We start from the raw sequence: 18530 nt of genomic DNA, 5'->3' as shown, positions 1-18530 counted from the left end.
ATTACCGGCGGCCGCCCTTCGACAGGCTCAGGGACCGCCGACAGGCTCAGTGACCGCCGACAGGCTCAGGGACCGCCGACAGGCTCAGGGACCGCCGACAGGCTCAGGGACCGCCGACAGGCTCAGTGACCGCCGACGAGCTCAGGCACGCACCGCTGTGTTACGACGGGAACGTCATACTCGCCGCATCCGGGGTCTATTCAGCTGCAACGAGATAGCCTGCTGAGTTGTGACCTTCGTGAGCGCTCTCATCGGCCTCGCCCTCCTCTTGACGGCGACGGTCGCTGTCGGGGTGTTCCTGCAGTGGCGGCAGAGCCGCCCTCGTCGGCACGTCTCCCACGAAGTGGTCGAGCCACTTCGGCTCGGAGCGGACGCGCTTGGCGAGGTCGCGACGCTGCTGCAGTTCAGCACCGAGCTGTGCGCACGATGCCCCGGTGTCCATCGCACGCTCGGCGCGATCGCCGACGGGCGGGAGGGCGTGCGCCATCTCGACGTGGACCTCACGCACCGCCCCGACATCGCCAAGCACTTCCATGTCCTCCAGACACCCACGACGCTCGTCCTCGACAGCAGAGGTGTGGTGCAGACGCGATTCGGCGGCGTGCCCACCCGAGACGTGCTGGAGCTCGAATTGAACCGACTCACCGAAGAGAGCGCGAATGTCTAGCAACCCGGCCCCTCGCCTCCGCGGGATCGACCCGCGCGGGCCCCGCTTCGCGGCGGGGATCACCTCGGTTCTCCTCCTCATCGCCGTGTTCCTCGGGTTCACCGGGCTGTCGACCTCCACCGCCCTCCCCGATTCGACGATCGCCGAGCGGGTCCTCGATCCCGGCTTCCTCCTGCTGCTACTGATCGCGCTGCTGTTCCTCTGGTCTGTCGTGTCGCCCCGCACCGCACCGTGGGGCGTGCTGTATCGCAAGGTCGTGCAGCCGCGCCTCGGCCCGCCCGCCGAACTGGAAGACCCCCGTCCCCCGCGATTCGCGCAGGGGGTCGGACTCTTCGTCGTCAGTGTCGGCCTGGTGCTCGCTCTGTTCGGTGTTCCGTGGGCGATACCGGTGGCTGCCGCGCTGGCGTTCGTCGCCGCGTTCCTCAACGCCGCGTTCGGTCTGTGCCTCGGCTGCCAGCTGTACCTCGTGCTCCAGCGCGCCGGCCTCGTCGGACGCGAGCACCCCGCCGCCGCCTGACGCCGCGTCGGAATCGGCGGCGGACGGCTGTCAACCCGTCGCGCTCCCGGCACCCCGCGGTTAGGCTGACGCGAGACGCCCGGCCAGCGGGCGCGCGCCTTATGGAGGAGCCGGAATGAGCGTTACGAGCGAAGCCACCACTGCCTGGAAGGGCACCCTGAAGGACGGATCGGGCGCCGTGACCCTGGTCTCGTCCGGACTCGCGACGTTCGAGGTCAACTGGAAGGCCCGCTCCGAGGGTTCCACGTCGGTGACCACCCCTGAGGAACTGCTCGCGGCAGCGCACTCCTCGTGCTTCAGCATGGCGTTCTCGCTCGCGCTCACCGAGAACGGCACCCCTCCGGAGTCGATCGACACGACGGCATCCGTGACCTTCAAAGCCGGCACCGGCATCACCGGAAGCCACCTCAACGTGAACGCCGTCGTGCCGGGCATCAGCCCCGAGGACTTCGAGCGCATCGCCCAGGCCGCGAAGGCCGGATGCCCCGTGTCGCAGGCCCTGGCAGGGATCGAGATCACGCTCGAGGCCACGCTTGCCTGAAGCCGGCGGTGACGCGGGCGGCATCCGCCACGTCGTCGTCGCAGGCGCGTCGGGTCTCATCGGCGCGGCGCTCGTCGACAGTCTTCGCGCCGATGGTGTCGAGGTGACGACTCTTGTGCGCCGACCGGCAGCCAGCCCGGATGAGGTGGAATGGCTGACCGGGCCCGAGCCCCTCGATCCTGCGGTGCTCGAGGGCGCCGACGCCGTGGTGGGGCTCAACGGCGCGAGCATCGGGCGGTTCCCGTGGACTCGGAAGTATCAGAGCACCCTGCTGTGGTCGCGGATCACGCCGACCCGCGCGATCGCCCGCGCAGTGCGCGAGCTCGGATCGGATGCTCCGGCCTTCGTCTCGGCGTCGGCCGTCGGCTACTACGGCTCCGCGCCGGGAAAACGGCTCGACGAGAGCGCTCCGCGCGGGGACTCCTTCCTCGCCGACCTGTGCGGTGAGTGGGAGGCTGCGGCGCTCGGGGCCGGCGACGAGGCGCGGGTCTCACTGCTGCGCACCGCGCCGATCATCCACCGCGACGGCGTGCTCAAACCCCTCCTGCTGCTCACGAAGCTGGGTGTCAGCGGCCCGATCGGCCGTGGCACGCAGGTGTGGCCGTGGATCTCGCTGGATGACGAGATCCGGGCGATCCGTCACGTCATCGACGCGGGTCTGACCGGTCCGGTCAACCTGACCGGACCGACACGCGCCACGGCGAACGACCTGGGATTCGCCCTCGCGATGCGGATGAACCGTCCGTTCCTGCTCCGCGCACCGGTCTGGGGGATCAAGCTCGCCCTGGGCTCGCCCGCGACCGAGGCCCTCCTCATCACGGACGCGGATGTCGTCCCCCGCGTGCTGGAGGAATCCGGCTTCACGTTCGCGCATCCGACCGTCCAGAGCGCGGTGGCTGCAGCAGTGCCGGCCGGCGGGCCCGCCGCTTAGCTCCGACGCTCGGCGGCTTCGAGGCGGATCGCGGTGCGCACCGACTCCCGTGCCCGCCGGCGATCGCCCGACGCGTCATACGCGAGCCCCAGGCGATACCACGCCCGCCAGTCCTCGGGGTGCGATTCGACGTCGGCTCGATGGAGGGGGAAGACGGCATCCGCGTCTTCGCGCAGCACGCGACCGCTGGGACGCACGGCCACATCCTCGGCGGGCAGTGCGCCTTCGGACTCGAGGCGGCGTCCGAGGTGCTCTGCGCGCATCCCGAACCACAGTTCGCGACCGAGTGCCCACATCGCGACGACCGGCAGCACGACGAGTGCCACACCGATCGCGACCGCCACGGTTTCGCCCGAGGTCAGCAGCAGCCAGGCCCGCTGCCCCACCAGCACGATGTAGAGCACGAGCAGGGCCGCCATGATGGCGACGCCGACGCGTGTGCTCATGCGCCGGTGACGCGCGCGACCTGCCCGGGCACGCCGCCCTCGTCGACGGGCGCGGCCGGGGCGCCTGCGGGCGCACGGATGCCGATGTCGAGGAAGCTGTCGAGTCCGACGATGACGCCCTTCGCGTCGCGCGCGGCGTTCAGGGCGAGGCGGACGCCGGGCGCGTATGCGAGCGCAGGCTCGACCGTCTCGTGCACGATCGTGAGCGACTCCCCCGCGCCCGACAGGATCGTCTCCTGGCGGGCGACGACGCCCGGTCGTCGCAGGGAATGGATCGGCACGCTCGCGACCTGCTGACCCCTGGCGCGCTGGTCGACGTGCGGCGACTCGACAGGCCCGACGCCAGCGCGCGCGGCGGCGATCAGCTCCGCCGTACGCACGGCCGTGCCGCTCGGCGAGTCGATCTTGGTCTCACGGTGCGCCTCGACGATCTCGATCGAGGGGAAGAACGGCGCGGCCACCGCCGCGATCGCCGAGCCGAGCACCGAGCCGAGTGAGAAGTTGGGGATGAAGACCACACCCGTCCCTGCGGCGTCGACGAGGGGCCGCACCAAGGCGATGCGCTCGGCAGACCACCCCGACGTGCCGACGAGCACGTTCAGCCCTCGCTCGATGGAGGCGCGGACGACGTCGATCGACACGGCCGGCACGGAGGCATCCACGACGAGGTCGGCGCCGTCGAGCTCGGAGAAGTCGGACCGCGACGACAGCGTCGCGATGACCTCGAACCCGTCGGTCTCGTCGACGACTGCGCGGATGATCCCACCCAGCTTGCCGGTGCCGCCCACGATGGCCACGCGCGTCGTCATGGGGACCATCCTAGGCGGGCGGTGCATCCCGCCCGGTGCGGCGGGCCGCCTACGCTGGTGGCGTGGCAACCCTTCGCCGATCCCCCGTCGACGCTCCCGACGCGCACGCTCTGCTGGCGGAGTACTTCGCGTCGCGCGAGCGCGGCTTCGCTCACCAGAACGTCGTGTACACGACTGCCTTTCCCGATCCCTCGCTGTTCGAGCCGCCCGCCGGAGTCTTCCTGATCGTCGAGGACGACAGCGGCGCCCCCGTGGGCTGCGGCGGCATCCGTCTCATCGCCGATGGTGCGAACGGGCGCCGGTACGAGGTGAAGCATCTGTACCTCCGACCCGAGACGCGCGGGCGCGGCTGGGGACGACTGCTGCTCGACGACCTGGAACGCCGGGCGGTCGACTTCGGAGCGCACGAGCTGGTGCTCGACACCCATCACTCGCTCGAGGCCGCCGCGCGGCTCTACGCGAACTCGGGCTTCGTCGAGATCCCCCGCTACAACGACAACCCGAACGCGTCACGGTGGTACGGCAAAGACCTGGTGCGCGACGACAGGTCGAGGCGCGGAAGCGGAGCCGCTCAGACGGGATAGATCTCGGGCAGCCCGGTGCGCAGCTCGACCGGCAGGTGCGCCATGTCGTTGTGCGACAGCAGGGTCCAGGGCCGGCCGTGCCGCTGGGCGATCACGCTCAGCCCGCAGTGCGCCTGGTTGAGCGTCATCCATCTCCAGTCGGGCGCCTGCAGCACCTCGCGGACGAACCAGCCGATCACGAAGTTGTGGGTGATGAGCAGCTCGTGCACTTCGCCGCGCTTTCGGACGAGGAACTCGCTCACTGCGTCCGCCATCTGCGCGCTGCCCGCGTCGACCTCGGCCTCGGTCACGGATCCGAAGAAGGGCTCGAACGCCGCCGGGGTCTCGCCGGTCATCCCCGTCGGCACGCAGTCGAACAGCAGCGCCGACGGCTGCGGCGAGAGCGACGGCATCCGCTCGGCGACGGCGCGCGCCGTCTGGCTGGCCCGTTCGAGCGGGGAATGCCACACCGCATCGAAGGGCACGCCTGAGAGCCGATCAGCCAGCAGCGACGCCTGCCGGCGACCACGCGGCGAGAGCGGTCCGTCGACGAGGCCGTGCTCGGCATCTTGGTGCTCGCCGTGCCGCACGAGGTAGATGTAGTGCGTCAAGCGGCTCACTCCGTTGGGGTTCGCGGCCCTGCGAGAGGGCACCACAACAGCCTACGTCACGAGCCGGACGCGCTGCCGGGGCGCTACTCGGCGGCGCGAGCGATGTCGGCGAGGTGCGCGCGGCTGAGGGGCACGCCCACGCCTTGCACCAGCTCTTGCACGTGGTGCGGAGCGTAGGCGTTGACGATCGGCGCGGTCACCAGCCGTTGCGCGAGCAGCCATGCGACGGCCACTGCCGCATCCGGCACGCCGAGCTCGCTGCCCACAGCGTCGAGTGCACGAAGCGTGCGGCTTCCGCGGCGGTTGACGCTGGCTGCCAGCTGCGCGCTGCGCACCGAGAGGCTGCCACGGGCGCGCGTGCGGTGCCGACCGGCGAGGAATCCGTGCTCGAGCGCGTGGGATGGCGTGACCGCCATACCCTGCGCACCGGCGACCAGACGCAGATCCGCGTCGAATTCATGACGGCGCAGCACGTTGAACGGCACGTCGAGCACGGTGATGCGGGGGTACCCGGCCGAGGCCAGGATGCGGGCCTCGACGAGCTGGGCGGCGGTGTAGCCGGCAGCGCCGACGGCAGTGACTTTGCCCGCTTCGACGAGCCACTCGGCTGTCGCCAGCGTGTCTTCGAGCGCTGTCACCGAGTCGGCGGTCGAGTCGAGGTACAGCACGTCGAGTCGGTCGGTTCCCAGCCGTGTCAGCGAAGCCTCGACCGCGCGGACGAGGTTGACCGGACCCAGCCCCGGGTTGTCGGGGTGCGCGCCGATGCGGACCGCCAGCACGACTTCGTCGCGCAGACCCCTCGACCGGAGCCATTGTCCGATGATGTGCTCGCTGCGACCGCCCGAGAAGCTGTCGGCGGTGTGGACCGCGTTGCCGCCCAGCTCGACGTAGGCGTCGAGGATCTCGTGGCTGGACTCGAGGTCGACGTTCCAGCCGAACTCGGCGCCGCCGAGGATCAGCGGGAAGATCTTCGCGCCGGTCTCGCCGAGCGGTACGCGGATGCCGTCACCCACCGGCGGTCCCTGCACGGGAATGGGGGCTGAAGGATGCAGCGGCGCGGCGGCGTGCTGCACGGTGTCTTGGCCGGTCGACGGGAGCGTCGAACCGATGCCGAATGTTGCCATGTCACACCCCCTCACAGGGTCTCCGAAGAGCTCCCGTGATCGCCTTTTCCACACCCCCCGGCGCGGTACTTTGAGGTTATGGCAGACCGGCGACATCTCCGTTCGCTGCGGGGTCCTGTCGGTAAACATTTCATAACGCTTCTGTCACGGATGGGCGTGGATGCCGCGTTCTGTCCCCCGTTCGGCGGACAGCTGCGACAAAAGCCCCGTTCACGACCGAAACGCCCGCCCCCTCCGAAGAGGGGACGGGCGTTCTGATCGTGCGTGGCGGCCTCAGGCTTCGACACGCTCAGGCTTCGACACGCTCAGGATTCGACAGGCTCAGCCTTCGGCGGGACCCTCGGGGCCTTCGCTGGCCGCTGCGCGGCCTTCCTGGTCCGCAGCCTCTTCGAGGACGGGCTCGAGCGAGAGCTTGCCGCGGTCGTCGATCTTCGTGATCTTCACGAGGATCTTCTGACCGACGTTGAGGACGTCTTCGACGTTCTCGACGCGCTTGCCGCCGGCGAGCTTGCGGACCTCGCTGACGTGCAGCAGGCCGTCCTTGCCGGGCAGCAGCGAGATGAACGCGCCGAAGGTGGCGATCTTCACCACGGTTCCGAGGAACTGCTCGCCGATCTCAGGGTTCGTCGGGTTGGCGATCGCGTTGACCTGGGCACGAGCGGCCTCGGCCGACGGACCGTCGACAGCGCCGATGTAGACGGTGCCGTCCTCCTCGATGGAGATGTCGGCGCCCGTCTCGTCCTGGATGGCGTTGATCGTCTTGCCCTTGGGCCCGATGAGCTCGCCGATCTTGTCGACCGGGATCTGCACGCTGATGACGCGGGGTGCGGTCGGGGCCATCTCATCCGGACCGTCGATCGCGGCGTTGAGCACGCTCAGGATCGTGATGCGGGCGTCGTAGGCCTGCTGCAGCGCGGCGGTCAGCACCGACGACGGGATGCCGTCGAGCTTCGTGTCGAGCTGGATGGCGGTGACGAACTCGCTCGTTCCGGCGACCTTGAAGTCCATGTCGCCGAGCGCGTCTTCGGCGCCCAGGATGTCGGTCAGCGCCGCGTAGCGGGTCTGTCCGTCGACCTCGTCCGACACGAGACCCATCGCGATGCCCGCAACGGGTGCGCGCAGCGGCACGCCGGCGTTGAGCAGCGAGAGGGTCGACGCGCAGACCGAGCCCATCGAGGTGGAGCCGTTGGAGCTCAGCGCCTCGGACACCTGCCGGATGGCGTACGGGAACTCGTCGCGAGCCGGAAGCACAGGCACGAGGGCGCGCTCGGCGAGGAAGCCGTGCCCGATCTCGCGACGCTTCGGGCTGCCCACGCGACCGGTCTCACCGGTCGAGTAGGGCGGGAAGTTGTAGTGGTGCAGGTAGCGCTTGTGGGTCACCGGCGAGAGCGAGTCGATCTGCTGCTCCATCTTGAGCATGTTCAGCGTGGTGACACCCAGGATCTGGGTTTCGCCGCGCTGGAAGATCGCGGAGCCGTGGACGCGCGGGATGACCTGCACCTCGGCGTCGAGCGGACGGATGTCGGCGAGGCCGCGACCGTCGATCCGCACGCCGTCGGTCAGGATCCGCGAACGCACGATCTTCTTGGTGACCGACTTGTACGCGGCCGAGAACTCGAGTGACGCGACGGCCGGCAGCTCGCCGGACTCGACGGCGGCGAGCAGCTCGCCCTTGACGCGATCCTTGAGCGCGTCATCCGCGCTGTTGCGCTCGGTCTTGTCGGCGATCTGGTAGATCCCCTTGAGCTCGTCGTACGAGCGGCCGGCGACGAAGTCGTAGGTCTGCTGGCCGTAGGCGGGGAAGACCGGGTACGGCTGGATCTCCTTGGCAGCGGTGCTCGCGAGCTGGGCCTGCGCCGCGACGAGCTGCTTGAGGAACGGCTTCGAGGCCTCGAGGCCCTGGGCGACGACCTCCTCGTTGGGCTTGGTGGCGCCGGCCTTGATGAGGTTCCAGCTGTGCTCGGTCGCCTCGGCCTCCACCATCATGATCGCGACATCCTCGTTGCCGTTGGCGTCGGTGATGACACGACCGGCGACGATGAGGTCGAACACGGCTTCTTCGAGGACCTTGACGTCAGGGAACGCGACCCACTGGTCCGCGTGCTCGCCGTGACCCGGCACGAGCGCGAGACGCACACCGGCGATCGGACCCGAGAACGGCAGACCTGAGATCTGCGTCGACGCCGAAGCGGCGTTGATCGCGAGGGCGTCGTAGAACTCGCCTGGCGCGATCGAGAGGACCGTGACGACGATCTGGATCTCGTTGCGAAGACCGTCGACGAACGACGGGCGCAGCGGCCGGTCGATGAGACGGCAGACCAGGATCGCCTCGGTCGAGGGGCGACCTTCGCGGCGGAAGAACGAGCCGGGGATCTTGCCCGCGGCGTACGAGCGCTCTTCGACGTCGACGGTCAGCGGGAAGAAGTCGAAGCCCTCGCGGGGGTTCTTGCTCGCGCTGGTCGCCGAGAGGAGCATCGTCTCCTCGTCGAGGTACGCGGCGACGGCGCCCTGCGCCTGCTGCGCGAGACGGCCGGTTTCGAACCGAACCGTGCGGGTGCCGAAACGTCCGTTGTCGAGGACTGCTTCGGCGAATGTGATTTCAGGACCTTCCAAGAGGTCTCTCCTTTTCATTTCAAGGGAGCGGATCGCCACCCCGTGTGGGTGGCGGGCGCGTGCCCTTGCTTCGACTCGTGCACCCGTGTGGCGCGCGAGCATTGTGCGAAAGGAGCAGGAACAGGCAGTTATCGACGCGCGGCTGTCTGCCGCGGGACCGCCTGCGCTGGCCACCAGTAGAAGATCACCGTCCACCTCGAATCGGGACGGGAACCCACCACAGGGGACCAGCTTCCTGCCGGCCCGCTCCGTGAGCTCGTATTGAATTGAGCGGATGCCGCAAGGCAACCCGACCAAGCCTACCAGTGAGGCGGGTCTCACGACTTTGCCGGGCTCCTTCGAGCAACCCGCGGCATGACAAGTCCCGTCGGTCGTGCGTAGGCTGGAGCGCATGAGCACCGATGACACGCCGACCAACGCCGCGTCGGATGACATGAAGCGCAAGTTCAAGGAGGCGCTCGACAAGAAGAATGCGCAGCACCGTGAGGGTGAGGCGCATCTCGATGGAGACTCCGTCGTGCACGGCTCGCACGGTCCCGCATCGCAGAAGCGCGAGTTCCGCCGCAAGAGCGGCTGAAGCCCGAGCCCGAGCCCGACCCCGACGAGGCCGCCCCGTTGTGGGACGGCCTCGTCGGTTTCGATTCAGCGCGTAAGCGCTTCTTCACGCGCCCGGGCGCGTTCTTCCTTGGCGGCCGCCTCGTTCACCGCGGCCTCTTCCAGCTCTTGCGTTCCCACGGCGTCGGCGGAGGGCGACATGCCGTCGTGGTCGTCGCCCTGCAGCGTCGTCTCGTCGAAGGGGATGTCGCCACGGAGCACTGAACGGGCACGCGCGCTGTCGATCTCCTTCACCCACGTCCCGATGAGGATCGTCGCCACCGCGTTGCCTGTGAAGTTGGTGAGCGCACGTCCCTCGGACATGAAGCGGTCGATGCCCACGATGACGCCGACGCCGTCGACGAGGTCGGGCCGGTAAGCCTGGAGGCCCCCCGCAAGGGTCGCGAGGCCGGCGCCGGTGACACCCGCAGCGCCCTTGGAGGCGATGATCATGAACACCAGCAGACCGATCTGCTCGGAGATCGACATCGGCGCACCCATGCCCGAGGCGATGAACAGTGACGCCATGGTCAGGTAGATCGCCGTTCCATCGAGGTTGAACGAGTAGCCCGTGGGAACCGTGATCCCGACGACCGCGCGCTGGATGCCGAGGTGCTCCATCTTCGCGATGAGCCGGGGCAGCGCCGACTCGCTGGATGACGTCCCGACGATCAGCAGATACTCGCGGGCCAGGTACTTCATGAGGCTGAAGATGTTGATCCGGGTCACCACGAACAGCAGAGTGCCGAGGATGCCGACGATGAAGAGGATGCACGTGATGTAGAAGGCGACCATGAGGATGCCGAGGCTCCAAATCGCCGCTACCCCCGTCTCGCCGACGACCGCCGCGATGGCGCCGAACGCGCCGAGGGGGGCGAGCCACAGGATCATGCCCAGGATGCGGAACACCAGCGACTGCAGGTGCTTGACCGCGTTCATGATGGGCTCGCCCTTCTTGCCCATCTGCTGCAGCGCGAAGCCGACGAGCAGAGCGACGAAGAGCACCTGCAGGACGTTCTCGCCGACGAATGCCGAGAAGAAGGTCGTCGGAATGATGCCCAGCACGAACTCTTCGGTGGTCTTCGCCTCACCGGTGACCTCATACGAGGAACCCGTCATGTTCAGACCCTCGCCCGGGTGGATGATGTTGCCGACGACGAGACCTATCGCGAGCGCGAACGTCGACATGACCATGAAGTAGAGGAGCGCGAGCCCACCGATCTTGCCGACCGTCGCCGCCTTGGCGATCGAGCCGACCCCGACCACGATCGTGCAGAAGATGATCGGTGCGATCATCATCTTGATGAGCGAGACGAAGGCCGTTCCGATCGGCTTCAGCGTCACTGCGAATTCGGGCCAGATCAGGCCGATGGTCGCGCCGAGGACGACAGCGATGATGACCGCTACGTAGAGCCAGGTGTGTTTGTCCCACGCCTGCTTGCCGCGCCGCCAGTTGTAGCCGGGCAGTCGGAATGATGTCGTGCGGGTCGAGAGAGCCATCGTCGCCTCCGAGTCGGTTGGAACTTCGCTGTCTTGCGGGTCGCCGTCCTGGCGCCCGTCCTGCCTAGAATGTGGGCACGACGGGCGCATCCCTGGTTGCGGTCGTATTGGTCACGACCACGCGAGGACGCGGATGGCGGGAACGGAACGACGAGCGAGCGCGGCATCCCGCGTGTTCCTCGCGTTCCTCGGTGCCGTCGCGGTCATCACCCTTCTGCTGGTCGCGCTGCTGGCGTTCCAGGCGCAGGCGACCGAGCGGGCGGAGGCCGAGGCGGTGACTCTCGCGGTCGCGCGCACGATCGCCGAGATGCCCGAGGTCTCGGCGGCCGTCACCCACGGGTCGGATGCCGCAGCCACCGCCGAGCTCCAGCCCATCGCGACGCGGATCATGGCCGAGACGTCGATCGACTTCGTCACGATCATGACGACCGAGGGCATCCGGCTGACACACGCCGATCCGGCGGAGATCGGCAAGCCCTACCTCGGCACGATCGGGCCGGGACTCGAAGGCCGCACGTTGACCGAGGAGGCGACCGGAACACTTGGTCCGTCGCTGCGTTCGGTCGTGCCGGTGATGTCGGACGGCGAGGTGGTGGCGCTCGTCTCCGCCGGCATCACGCTCGGCAGCGTGGGTGCGGGCGTATGGGGCCAGGTGCCGTTCGTGATCGCCATCGCGATGGCGCTCGCCGCCGTAGGCCTCGTGGCGGCGTGGATCGCCGGACGCTTCACCCGTCGGATAGCGGGAGATCTGCCCGCGAGCGCGGTGCGGGACGCGGTGTCGTCGTACGAGTCGGTGCGCACTCTCGGGGAGGCGCTGCGCGCGCAGACGCACGAGCACGGGAATCGCATGCATACCGCCGTCGCGCTGATGGAGCTCGGGCGCACCGACGAGGCCATCGAGCTGCTCACCGAGACCGCGCGGTCGAGCCAGGAGCTCGTCGACAAGGTGGTCGCTCGCGACGGAGACCCCACCGTGGCAGCACTGCTGCTCGGCAAGGCCGCACAGGCCGCCGAGCGCGGAGTCGACTGGCGGGTCGACATGCAGCCGGCGATCCCGCGAACCTCGCTCGGGGCTGTGGATGCGGTGTCGCTCGTGGGCAACCTCATCGACAACGCGATCGACGCCGCGGCCGCCGGACCCGAGCCGCGGTGGGTGAGCGTCGGAATGGCGGCGGCGCGCGATGAACGCATCGTCCTCACCTTCAGCGACAGCGGCACTGGGGTGCCTGCCGACATCCGCGAGAAGATCTTCGAGCACGGCTTCAGCACCAAGCCCGCCGGAGCCGACGGGCGAGGCGTCGGGCTCGCGCTGGTGCGCGCGATCACCGACGCCGCGGGCGGCACCCTCGAGCTGACGGGCGATCCGACGACGTTCCGCGTCGTCCTGCCCGCGCAGGTCGCGTCGTGATCAGCGTCCTCATCGTCGACGACGAACACCTCACCCGCGAACTGCATCGCGAGTATGTCGGGCGGGTCCCTGGATTCCAGGTGGTCGCGGAATGTGCGAGCGCGCGCGCGGCTCTCACTGCGGTGCTTGAAACGCCGCCGGCCGAGGGAATCGACCTGGTGCTGCTCGACATGACGATGCCCGACGGCCACGGACTCGATGTCGCCCGGCACATCCGGGCACGTGCCGCAGACGTCGACATCATCGCGATCACGGGAGTCCGCGACGCCGATGTGGTGCGCGCCGCCGTCGGCCTCGGCGTCGTGCAGTACCTCGTCAAGCCGTTCTCATTCGCCACGTTCCGGGATCGGCTCGAGCAGTACGCCGACTATCGGCGGCGGATGACCGAGGCCGCCGGTACCACGACGCAGGCCGAGATCGACGCACTGCTCGGCTCGCTGCGGCCGGCCGCTGCCGAGCTTCCCAAAGGGCTTTCGACCACGACGCTGGAGCTGGTCGCCGGAGTGCTTCGCGGCGGTGAGGCGCTGTCGGCCGCCGAGACGGCGGAACGGCTCGGGATGTCGCGCGTCGCCGCACGCCGATACCTCGAGCACCTCGCCAACACCGGGCGGGTGGATCGCGCGTCCCGCTACGGCACTCCCGGTCGGCCGGAGACCGAGTACATCTGGGTGCGCTGAGGCCGCGGTCCGGGTCGGGATGCCGGGGCATGATGAGACGATGACGACCGAGGATGCAGCATCCGACCCCACCGGCTACGACTCCGGGTTCCTCGAGGTGACGGTGCCGCTGCCCGTCTCGAGCGCGCCGAGAAGCACCGTCGACCTCACCTACCTGAGGTTCACGGTGACGCTCGACCGGACCCGCGAGCTGGCACTGGTGACGGGCGTCAACATCGACGGCGCGACGCTCCAGGATCTGCCGCGGACCGGCACCTGGCACCTCGACGAGCGGATCCCGGCGTCGGAGCAGACCGGGCCCGAGGTCTACGCCGACAACGACCTCGACCGCGGGCATCTGGTGAGGCGGCGCGATCCCGGGTGGGGACCGGAGGACGTCGCGCAAGCCGCGACCAGGGGAACGTTCGTCTATACGAACGCGGCACCTCAGGCGGCGGACTTCAACCAGTCCAAGGAGCTGTGGCTCGGGCTCGAGGACCACGTCCTGCAGTTCTCCGAAGCCAACGACGTGCGCGTGTCGGTGTTCACCGCTCCGGTGCTCGGTTCCGATGATCCGGCGTACCGGGGCATCCAGGTGCCGCTGCGGTTCTGGAAGGTCGCCGCCTGGGCGACCGGGGTGCCAGGAAAACTTGCGGCGGCGGGGTTCGTGCTGGACCAGTCGTCGCTCATCGATGCCGCCACCGAGTCCGCCCGCATCGTCGCGCCGCTCGGCGGATTCCGCACCTTCCAGGCGCCGATCCACGACATCGGCGAACTGTCTCAGATCGACTTCGGACCGCTGGTCGCCGCGGACGTCGCGAATCCCCCGGGAGCGCGCCCGGGTGAGTGGCGTGAGCTGACACGTCCGGACGACGTCCGCCTCTGATCGGGCGCCGAACGAGGATCGCCCCTCCGTCGACGTGGACCCCCGATGGCTGGCGTGGGCATCGTCGGCGACCCTGCGAGCGCAGCGCTCGCATGAGACTCGCGTCGCCGAGATGCCGGAGTCCGAAATGACAGACGCAATCGACTTCTGCCCTGCGCGCGCACCGCTATTCGCTCTGGCGGCCGGCATCCTGGCGCTGAGTGCTTGCGCTCCCATGGCCGGCGGTGAATCGGAGTCGGGAGACTCCGGCGCGAGCCCGATCTCGACCCCGATCGGGCCGGGACGGGCACGAGCGACCCCGCGCCGGATCGAGCGCGCACGGTGGATGACATCGTGGATGACCTGCGCGCGCTTCTCACCGCCGCGGAGATCCCGCCTCCGTATCTGCTCGTCGGGTCGTCCGGCGGCGGGGTTCGACGTCTACCACTACGCCGGTCGCCACCCCGACGAGGTCGTCGGCCTCGTCATGGACGATGTGCCGTCCCCGCAGGCGGACATTCCGGCATCGAAGGTTCCTCCGTGGGACTCCCCCGACAATCAGGAGCACATGGACTACGTGCTCATCGAGCATCAGCTCGCGGTGGATCGCCTTCCGATCCCCGCCATCCCGCTGACCGTGCTGTGGGCGACGAACGGTCAGTCCGCAACGCAGGACGATCAGGATCTCTGGCTCGAGGGCAGCTCGGACCCCCAGACCGTCGCCGTCGAGTCCGGCCACGACATCGTGCACGGCAACCCGGCGGCGGTCGCGGATGCCATCGCCGGGATGCTCGCCTCGATGCGCGGCTGAGGTGCGAGAGTAAGCGGATGACGACTATCGATCTCGACGGCCTGAGCGCGTATCGCGCCGATCCGACCGGAGCCCCGCGCGGCGGGGTCATCCTCATCCACGAGATCTGGGGACTCGTGCCGCACATCACGGGCGTCGCCGATCGGTTCGCGGCGGAGGGCTATGTCGTCATCGCACCCGACATCCTGAGCGGCATCGGGATGACGCCCCGACTCGGACAGGAGCTGCAAGCGCTGACCTCCGATCCGGATGAGGCCCGTCGAACGGCAGCCCAGCCGCGTCTGCGCGAAGCCCTGGCACCGATGCGCGAGCCGGCTTTCGCCTCCGCCGCGATCGCACAGCTTCGCAAAGCCGTCGACGCTCTCGCTGCCGAGCCCGGTGTCGCCGGCCGTATCGCGGTCGTGGGGTTCTGCTTCGGCGGCACGTACGCTTTCGCGCTGACCGCCGCCGACCAGCGGGTGCGTGCCGCCGTGGCGTTTTATGGCTCGGCGCCCTCGCCCGACCGCATGTCGACGATCGGATGCCCGGTGCTCGCGATCTACGGAGGGCACGATCCCGCGCTCATCGACGCGCTGCCGGACGTGCGGTCTGCGATGGCGGATGCCGGCGTGGACTTCACCGACCACGTGTACCCGGATGCCTCCCATGCCTTCTTCAACGACACCGGCTCGCGGTACCGCGCGGATGATGCAGCCGACGCGTGGGAGCGGACGCTCGCATTCTTGGCGGAGAGCCTCGACCGATAGAGACGGCGCGGCGGCGTCGTTCGATCACTAGGGCGAGCGGCTCTACGCCTGACCGGCGAGTGCGCCGGTTCAGCGAATCACTTCCTAGAACGGTGCGGATTCTCTGCCGCGCTCCGGGTCGACGCGGAACACCGGGACCCGTCTCTCGGGCTCGACGACATAGCGTCGACCGCTGGGCGAGGTCCACTCGATGGCGCCGCCGCTGTCCTCGATCTGCCGAACGGCCCAACCACCGTGATGCTTCACGATGTGGTGCCCCTTGCAGAAGGGCGCGTGGTTCTCGAGCGACGTCTCGCCGCCGATCTCCCAGGCGACCTGATGATCGATCTCGCAGCGGGATGCCGGCATGCCGCATCCGGGACCCATGCACCTGTCGGCCCGCCACTTCGTCAGCTTTCGCAATGGGGCCGGCGGTCGATACTGCTCGCGCCCCACGGAGAGCACCATTCCGGTCTCCGGGTGGGTCAGCACCCGCATCCACAACGCGTCACCCCCGCACAGAATGCGGGCACGAGACGCGGGAATCGGGCCGACGCCCTCGACGACCGGCAGATCCGACGCCATCGCAGCGTCGTCATCGAGCAGCGACATCACCGGCACGGTCACGACCACGGACGCGCGGATGCTGCGCGCCTCCGCGGGCACCGAGTCCGTCCTCCCGTCGATCAGCAGGTCGCACACGATGTCGGCGCGCACCTGATCCGTCGTCCGCGTCTCGCCCGCGCGACCGACGATCGCCCTGGCCATCGCCGTCGCCCGGCCGAAGATCGCGTGGAGCTCGACGACCGGGGCGTACACCTGCAGCAGACCCATGCCGTCCTGGCCGCGTTCGACGACGACCCGGCGAGTTCGGACAGCGGCATCCCACCGCTCTTCGATGGTCGCGGCCTGCGCCCTTTCGACGAGGGCCTGCAGACCGCGGCGGAACGTTCCCACCGGCTCCGACTCCGCGAGCTCGACGGCTCGCGTCACGACGTCGGCGCGAACGTCGGACGGCAACTGGTCCAGCGCATCCACCAGCAGCTCGGCGTGCTTCGGCGTGATCCGACCACCGCCGAGGGAGTCGAGTGCGGCCGGGTAGCGGTGCACCACGGCCTCGGCGTGCGCGATCATGCGGCCCGCTGAGTACTCGGTCACGCGCATGGCCGCCGCGAGCTCCAACCGGATCGACCGCTCCACGATGTCGGTCACGCCCGCTCCGCGGCCCTCGGCCTCGCGGAGCAGCTCACGCCGCATCGCGTCGATACGAGTCAGCCGCTGCGCGGCGAACACCGCTTCCATCGTCGCGGCTTCGACCACCAGGTCCACGACGTCCGGTACCGGCATCGCGTCAACATCCCACCCCCAATCATCCGACTCCTCTGGGTCGAATGATTCGAAAGACGAGGGAACGTCCACGGAACTAGTTTAGTAGATGTGTTCTAGAAGCGCAAGCTGTCGAGCCCGGAGACTTCGCTCGGATGACTCAATCCGAGCGAACTCGTCCGGCCGACCCGCCGACCACTGACGGGTCCGTAGACCCTTCACCCTCACGGGTGTACGGTTCAGCCGTGGACGGCTCCACGCACCGCTCGGACGCCGACCGCGAGTTGAGTGAACTGCGCGAGAGAGCGTACGGTCCGGATCCCGACATAGATGTCGATCCTGCCGCTCTCGTCCGGCTGCGCGAACTCGAGGCCGCGCACAGCACCGACCCCGGAAGTCATTGGGGGTACTCGTCCATGACTGAGAGCGCGGCCAGTGCGAGTGTCCCGCTGACGATCACCATCGCCGACACTCCCGCCGCACCACATCGTGTGGCTACGGAGCCGCCGCGACACACCGATGCCGTGCCCTCGGCCCCGGTGAAGAACAGCCGGATCCGGTCGATCTGGCAACGCGCGACCGCGACGTCGCGGAGTCGCTTCGCGTGGGCGGCCAGCGCACTCATCGTCGTCTCGGTCGTCGCGACGGCGCTCTTCGTAGCCGCCCCGCGCCCCGACGCGACGCTGCACCGGACCGCAGCGCGGGCCGACACCCAGGTCCTCGGACTGGTTGCGCAGGATACGCCCTGGCTCGAGATCGACGCCGCACACCTCCGTGCCTACGGGTCGTTTCTTGGCCTCGAGATCTGGTCCGGAACGGACGCGTTCGACTCGCCGTGTCTCATCGCCGTGAACAGAGCGAACGACACTGTCTCAGAGGCGCGCTGCGTTCCCGCCGCGGCAGAGCTCATCATGGACATCGCATCGTTCGGCGACGACTTCGACGGGCTCCGACGCGAAGGCATCGTCCGGTTCATATATCGCGACGACAGGGTCGATGCGTACGTCTACCTCATGCCGGGGGCTGACTGATGGACGTGTGGTCGACGCCGTCGGATGCTGGGCGCGAACTGGACGACCTCCGCGCGAGGGCATACGGTCCGCATCCCGATATCCAGGCCGACCCCACTGCGCTGGCGAGACTGAGTGAGCTGGAGGCGGCGGCACACATCGCGAGCCCCACCGGCGGAACCGTGACAGAGAGCGGCGCAGCTGCGGTCGCCTATGCACAGAAGGTCTCTGACTGTGTCGAGACAGAGATCGGCCCTGACAAGCCGGCCCACGCATCCGGCGTCGCGGCTGTCGTGGCGTCGAGCGAGAGCCCGCCACAGTCGCTTCGCGATCGCCTCACTGCGACCAGGGGCGGTCTCGGCTCGGTGGTGGCCGGTGCACTCGTCGTCATCGTCACCCTCGTGTACACGATGGCTTGGCTTGTCGGACCGCACCCAGATGCCACATTGCAACCCATCGACGACCCGGCGGACGACGCTGTGGTGCTGTCGATGCTGGACTTCCTCGGAGCGGATGCCGACCCCTCCACCGTCCGCGGCTACCAGTCCTATCGGGGAGTCGAACCATGGTTCCTCGTCGACAAGCAGGGCTTTCACTGCTTCATGATCATCTACCGTCCGAGTGGCGTCGACGGAGCCAACTGCGTGCCACCCGGCGTGGATCTGTTCGCAGACATCAGCGTGGACGGCACCTCCGCGGATGACCTCTCGGAAGGTCTCCCCGACGGAAGCGTCATCCGATTCCGCTATCGCGGTGATTCGGTAGAGGTGTTCCTCTATCCCGCGTCAGAGAGTGACTGAGTTTCTGAAACCC

General features: G+C 68.7%; 20 protein-coding genes. 13 read left to right on the top strand and 7 right to left on the bottom strand.

What is annotated here, in order from left to right:
* Positions 1–229 precede the first annotated feature (229 nt).
* The 4 genes from ABD188_RS10465 to ABD188_RS10450 all read left to right on the top strand — a co-directional run bounded on the left by ABD188_RS10465 (position 230) and on the right by ABD188_RS10450 (position 2656).
* On the top strand, positions 230–667 hold the full coding sequence (locus ABD188_RS10465) for a TlpA family protein disulfide reductase (protein WP_344061573.1): 438 nt from the start codon (positions 230–232) through the stop codon (positions 665–667).
* Positions 660–1184, top strand: coding sequence for a DUF4395 domain-containing protein (locus ABD188_RS10460; RefSeq protein ID WP_344061570.1), 525 nt, complete (start codon positions 660–662; stop codon positions 1182–1184). Before ABD188_RS10465 ends, ABD188_RS10460 begins: the two co-directional genes overlap by 8 nt.
* A 115-nt stretch (positions 1185–1299) precedes the next feature.
* Positions 1300–1725 (top strand): OsmC family peroxiredoxin, encoded by a 426-nt coding sequence (locus ABD188_RS10455; protein WP_344061567.1) that lies wholly within the window; start codon positions 1300–1302, stop codon positions 1723–1725.
* Complete coding sequence (locus ABD188_RS10450) at positions 1718–2656, top strand: TIGR01777 family oxidoreductase (RefSeq protein ID WP_344061564.1); 939 nt, start codon at positions 1718–1720, stop codon at positions 2654–2656. Before ABD188_RS10455 ends, ABD188_RS10450 begins: the two co-directional genes overlap by 8 nt.
* Here ABD188_RS10450 and ABD188_RS10445 read toward each other — a convergent pair.
* Together ABD188_RS10445 and ABD188_RS10440 are read right to left on the bottom strand one after the other, a co-directional pair.
* On the bottom strand, positions 2653–3102 hold the full coding sequence (locus ABD188_RS10445; RefSeq protein ID WP_344061561.1) for a tetratricopeptide repeat protein: 450 nt from the start codon (positions 3100–3102) through the stop codon (positions 2653–2655). The genes ABD188_RS10450 and ABD188_RS10445 overlap by 4 nt on opposite strands.
* A complete protein-coding gene (locus ABD188_RS10440) occupies positions 3099–3911 on the bottom strand; it encodes a 4-hydroxy-tetrahydrodipicolinate reductase (RefSeq protein WP_344061558.1) in 813 nt (270 codons plus the stop codon). Before ABD188_RS10440 ends, ABD188_RS10445 begins: the two co-directional genes overlap by 4 nt.
* Before the next feature lie 62 nt (positions 3912–3973).
* Here ABD188_RS10440 and ABD188_RS10435 point away from each other — a divergent pair, with 62 nt between their 5' ends.
* Positions 3974–4495, top strand: a complete 522-nt coding sequence (locus tag ABD188_RS10435; RefSeq protein WP_344061555.1) for a GNAT family N-acetyltransferase — start codon at positions 3974–3976, stop codon at positions 4493–4495.
* Here the strand turns inward: ABD188_RS10435 and ABD188_RS10430 are convergent.
* The 3 genes from ABD188_RS10430 to ABD188_RS10420 all read right to left on the bottom strand — a co-directional run bounded on the left by ABD188_RS10430 (position 4483) and on the right by ABD188_RS10420 (position 8822).
* Positions 4483–5085: a histidine phosphatase family protein gene (locus tag ABD188_RS10430; RefSeq protein ID WP_344067017.1), complete on the bottom strand. Its 603-nt coding sequence runs from the start codon at positions 5083–5085 to the stop codon at positions 4483–4485. The genes ABD188_RS10435 and ABD188_RS10430 overlap by 13 nt on opposite strands.
* 83 nt (positions 5086–5168) lie before the next feature.
* On the bottom strand, positions 5169–6209 hold the full coding sequence (locus ABD188_RS10425; protein ID WP_344061552.1) for an aldo/keto reductase: 1041 nt from the start codon (positions 6207–6209) through the stop codon (positions 5169–5171).
* Positions 6210–6530: 321 nt separating this feature from the next.
* Positions 6531–8822 (bottom strand): polyribonucleotide nucleotidyltransferase, encoded by a 2292-nt coding sequence (locus tag ABD188_RS10420; protein WP_344061550.1) that lies wholly within the window; start codon positions 8820–8822, stop codon positions 6531–6533.
* A gap of 391 nt (positions 8823–9213) precedes the next feature.
* Between ABD188_RS10420 and ABD188_RS10415 the strand changes: the two genes are divergently transcribed.
* Positions 9214–9399 (top strand): DUF5302 domain-containing protein, encoded by a 186-nt coding sequence (locus tag ABD188_RS10415; RefSeq protein WP_344061547.1) that lies wholly within the window; start codon positions 9214–9216, stop codon positions 9397–9399.
* 65 nt (positions 9400–9464) lie between these two features.
* Here the strand turns inward: ABD188_RS10415 and ABD188_RS10410 are convergent, their stop codons facing one another.
* Positions 9465–10916 (bottom strand): cation:dicarboxylate symporter family transporter, encoded by a 1452-nt coding sequence (locus tag ABD188_RS10410; RefSeq protein WP_344061544.1) that lies wholly within the window; start codon positions 10914–10916, stop codon positions 9465–9467.
* A 133-nt stretch (positions 10917–11049) separates the two neighbouring features.
* Here ABD188_RS10410 and ABD188_RS10405 point away from each other — a divergent pair, with 133 nt between their 5' ends.
* The 5 genes from ABD188_RS10405 (at position 11050) to ABD188_RS10385 (ending at position 15402) form a co-directional block, all read left to right on the top strand.
* Positions 11050–12324: an ATP-binding protein gene (locus ABD188_RS10405; RefSeq protein WP_344061542.1), complete on the top strand. Its 1275-nt coding sequence runs from the start codon at positions 11050–11052 to the stop codon at positions 12322–12324.
* The gene (locus ABD188_RS10400; protein ID WP_344061539.1) at positions 12321–13001 is read left to right on the top strand and encodes a response regulator; all 681 of its coding nucleotides are present in this window, start codon (positions 12321–12323) and stop codon (positions 12999–13001) included. Before ABD188_RS10405 ends, ABD188_RS10400 begins: the two co-directional genes overlap by 4 nt.
* A gap of 40 nt (positions 13002–13041) precedes the next feature.
* Positions 13042–13866, top strand: coding sequence for a DNA/RNA non-specific endonuclease (locus tag ABD188_RS10395; RefSeq protein ID WP_344061536.1), 825 nt, complete (start codon positions 13042–13044; stop codon positions 13864–13866).
* A 127-nt stretch (positions 13867–13993) separates the two neighbouring features.
* Positions 13994–14656: a hypothetical protein gene (locus ABD188_RS10390; protein WP_344061533.1), complete on the top strand. Its 663-nt coding sequence runs from the start codon at positions 13994–13996 to the stop codon at positions 14654–14656.
* Positions 14657–14673: 17 nt separating this feature from the next.
* The gene (locus tag ABD188_RS10385; protein ID WP_344061530.1) at positions 14674–15402 is read left to right on the top strand and encodes a dienelactone hydrolase family protein; all 729 of its coding nucleotides are present in this window, start codon (positions 14674–14676) and stop codon (positions 15400–15402) included.
* A gap of 84 nt (positions 15403–15486) precedes the next feature.
* Here ABD188_RS10385 and ABD188_RS10380 read toward each other — a convergent pair whose 3' ends face one another.
* Complete coding sequence (locus tag ABD188_RS10380; protein ID WP_344061527.1) at positions 15487–16800, bottom strand: HNH endonuclease signature motif containing protein; 1314 nt, start codon at positions 16798–16800, stop codon at positions 15487–15489.
* A 152-nt stretch (positions 16801–16952) separates the two neighbouring features.
* Between ABD188_RS10380 and ABD188_RS10375 the strand changes: the two genes are divergently transcribed.
* Positions 16953–17738 carry a hypothetical protein gene (locus tag ABD188_RS10375; protein WP_344061524.1) on the top strand — a complete coding sequence of 262 codons (786 nt, stop codon included), beginning with the start codon at positions 16953–16955 and terminating at the stop codon, positions 17736–17738.
* A complete protein-coding gene (locus ABD188_RS10370) occupies positions 17738–18517 on the top strand; it encodes a hypothetical protein (protein ID WP_344061521.1) in 780 nt (259 codons plus the stop codon). Before ABD188_RS10375 ends, ABD188_RS10370 begins: the two co-directional genes overlap by 1 nt.
* Positions 18518–18530 lie beyond the last annotated feature (13 nt).

Source organism: Microbacterium pumilum, assembly GCF_039530225.1.
Classification (GTDB): Bacteria; Actinomycetota; Actinomycetes; order Actinomycetales; family Microbacteriaceae; genus Microbacterium; species Microbacterium pumilum.
The sequence above is the reverse complement of the archived record's forward strand: the minus strand, read 5'-3'. Positions and strand labels throughout refer to the sequence as shown.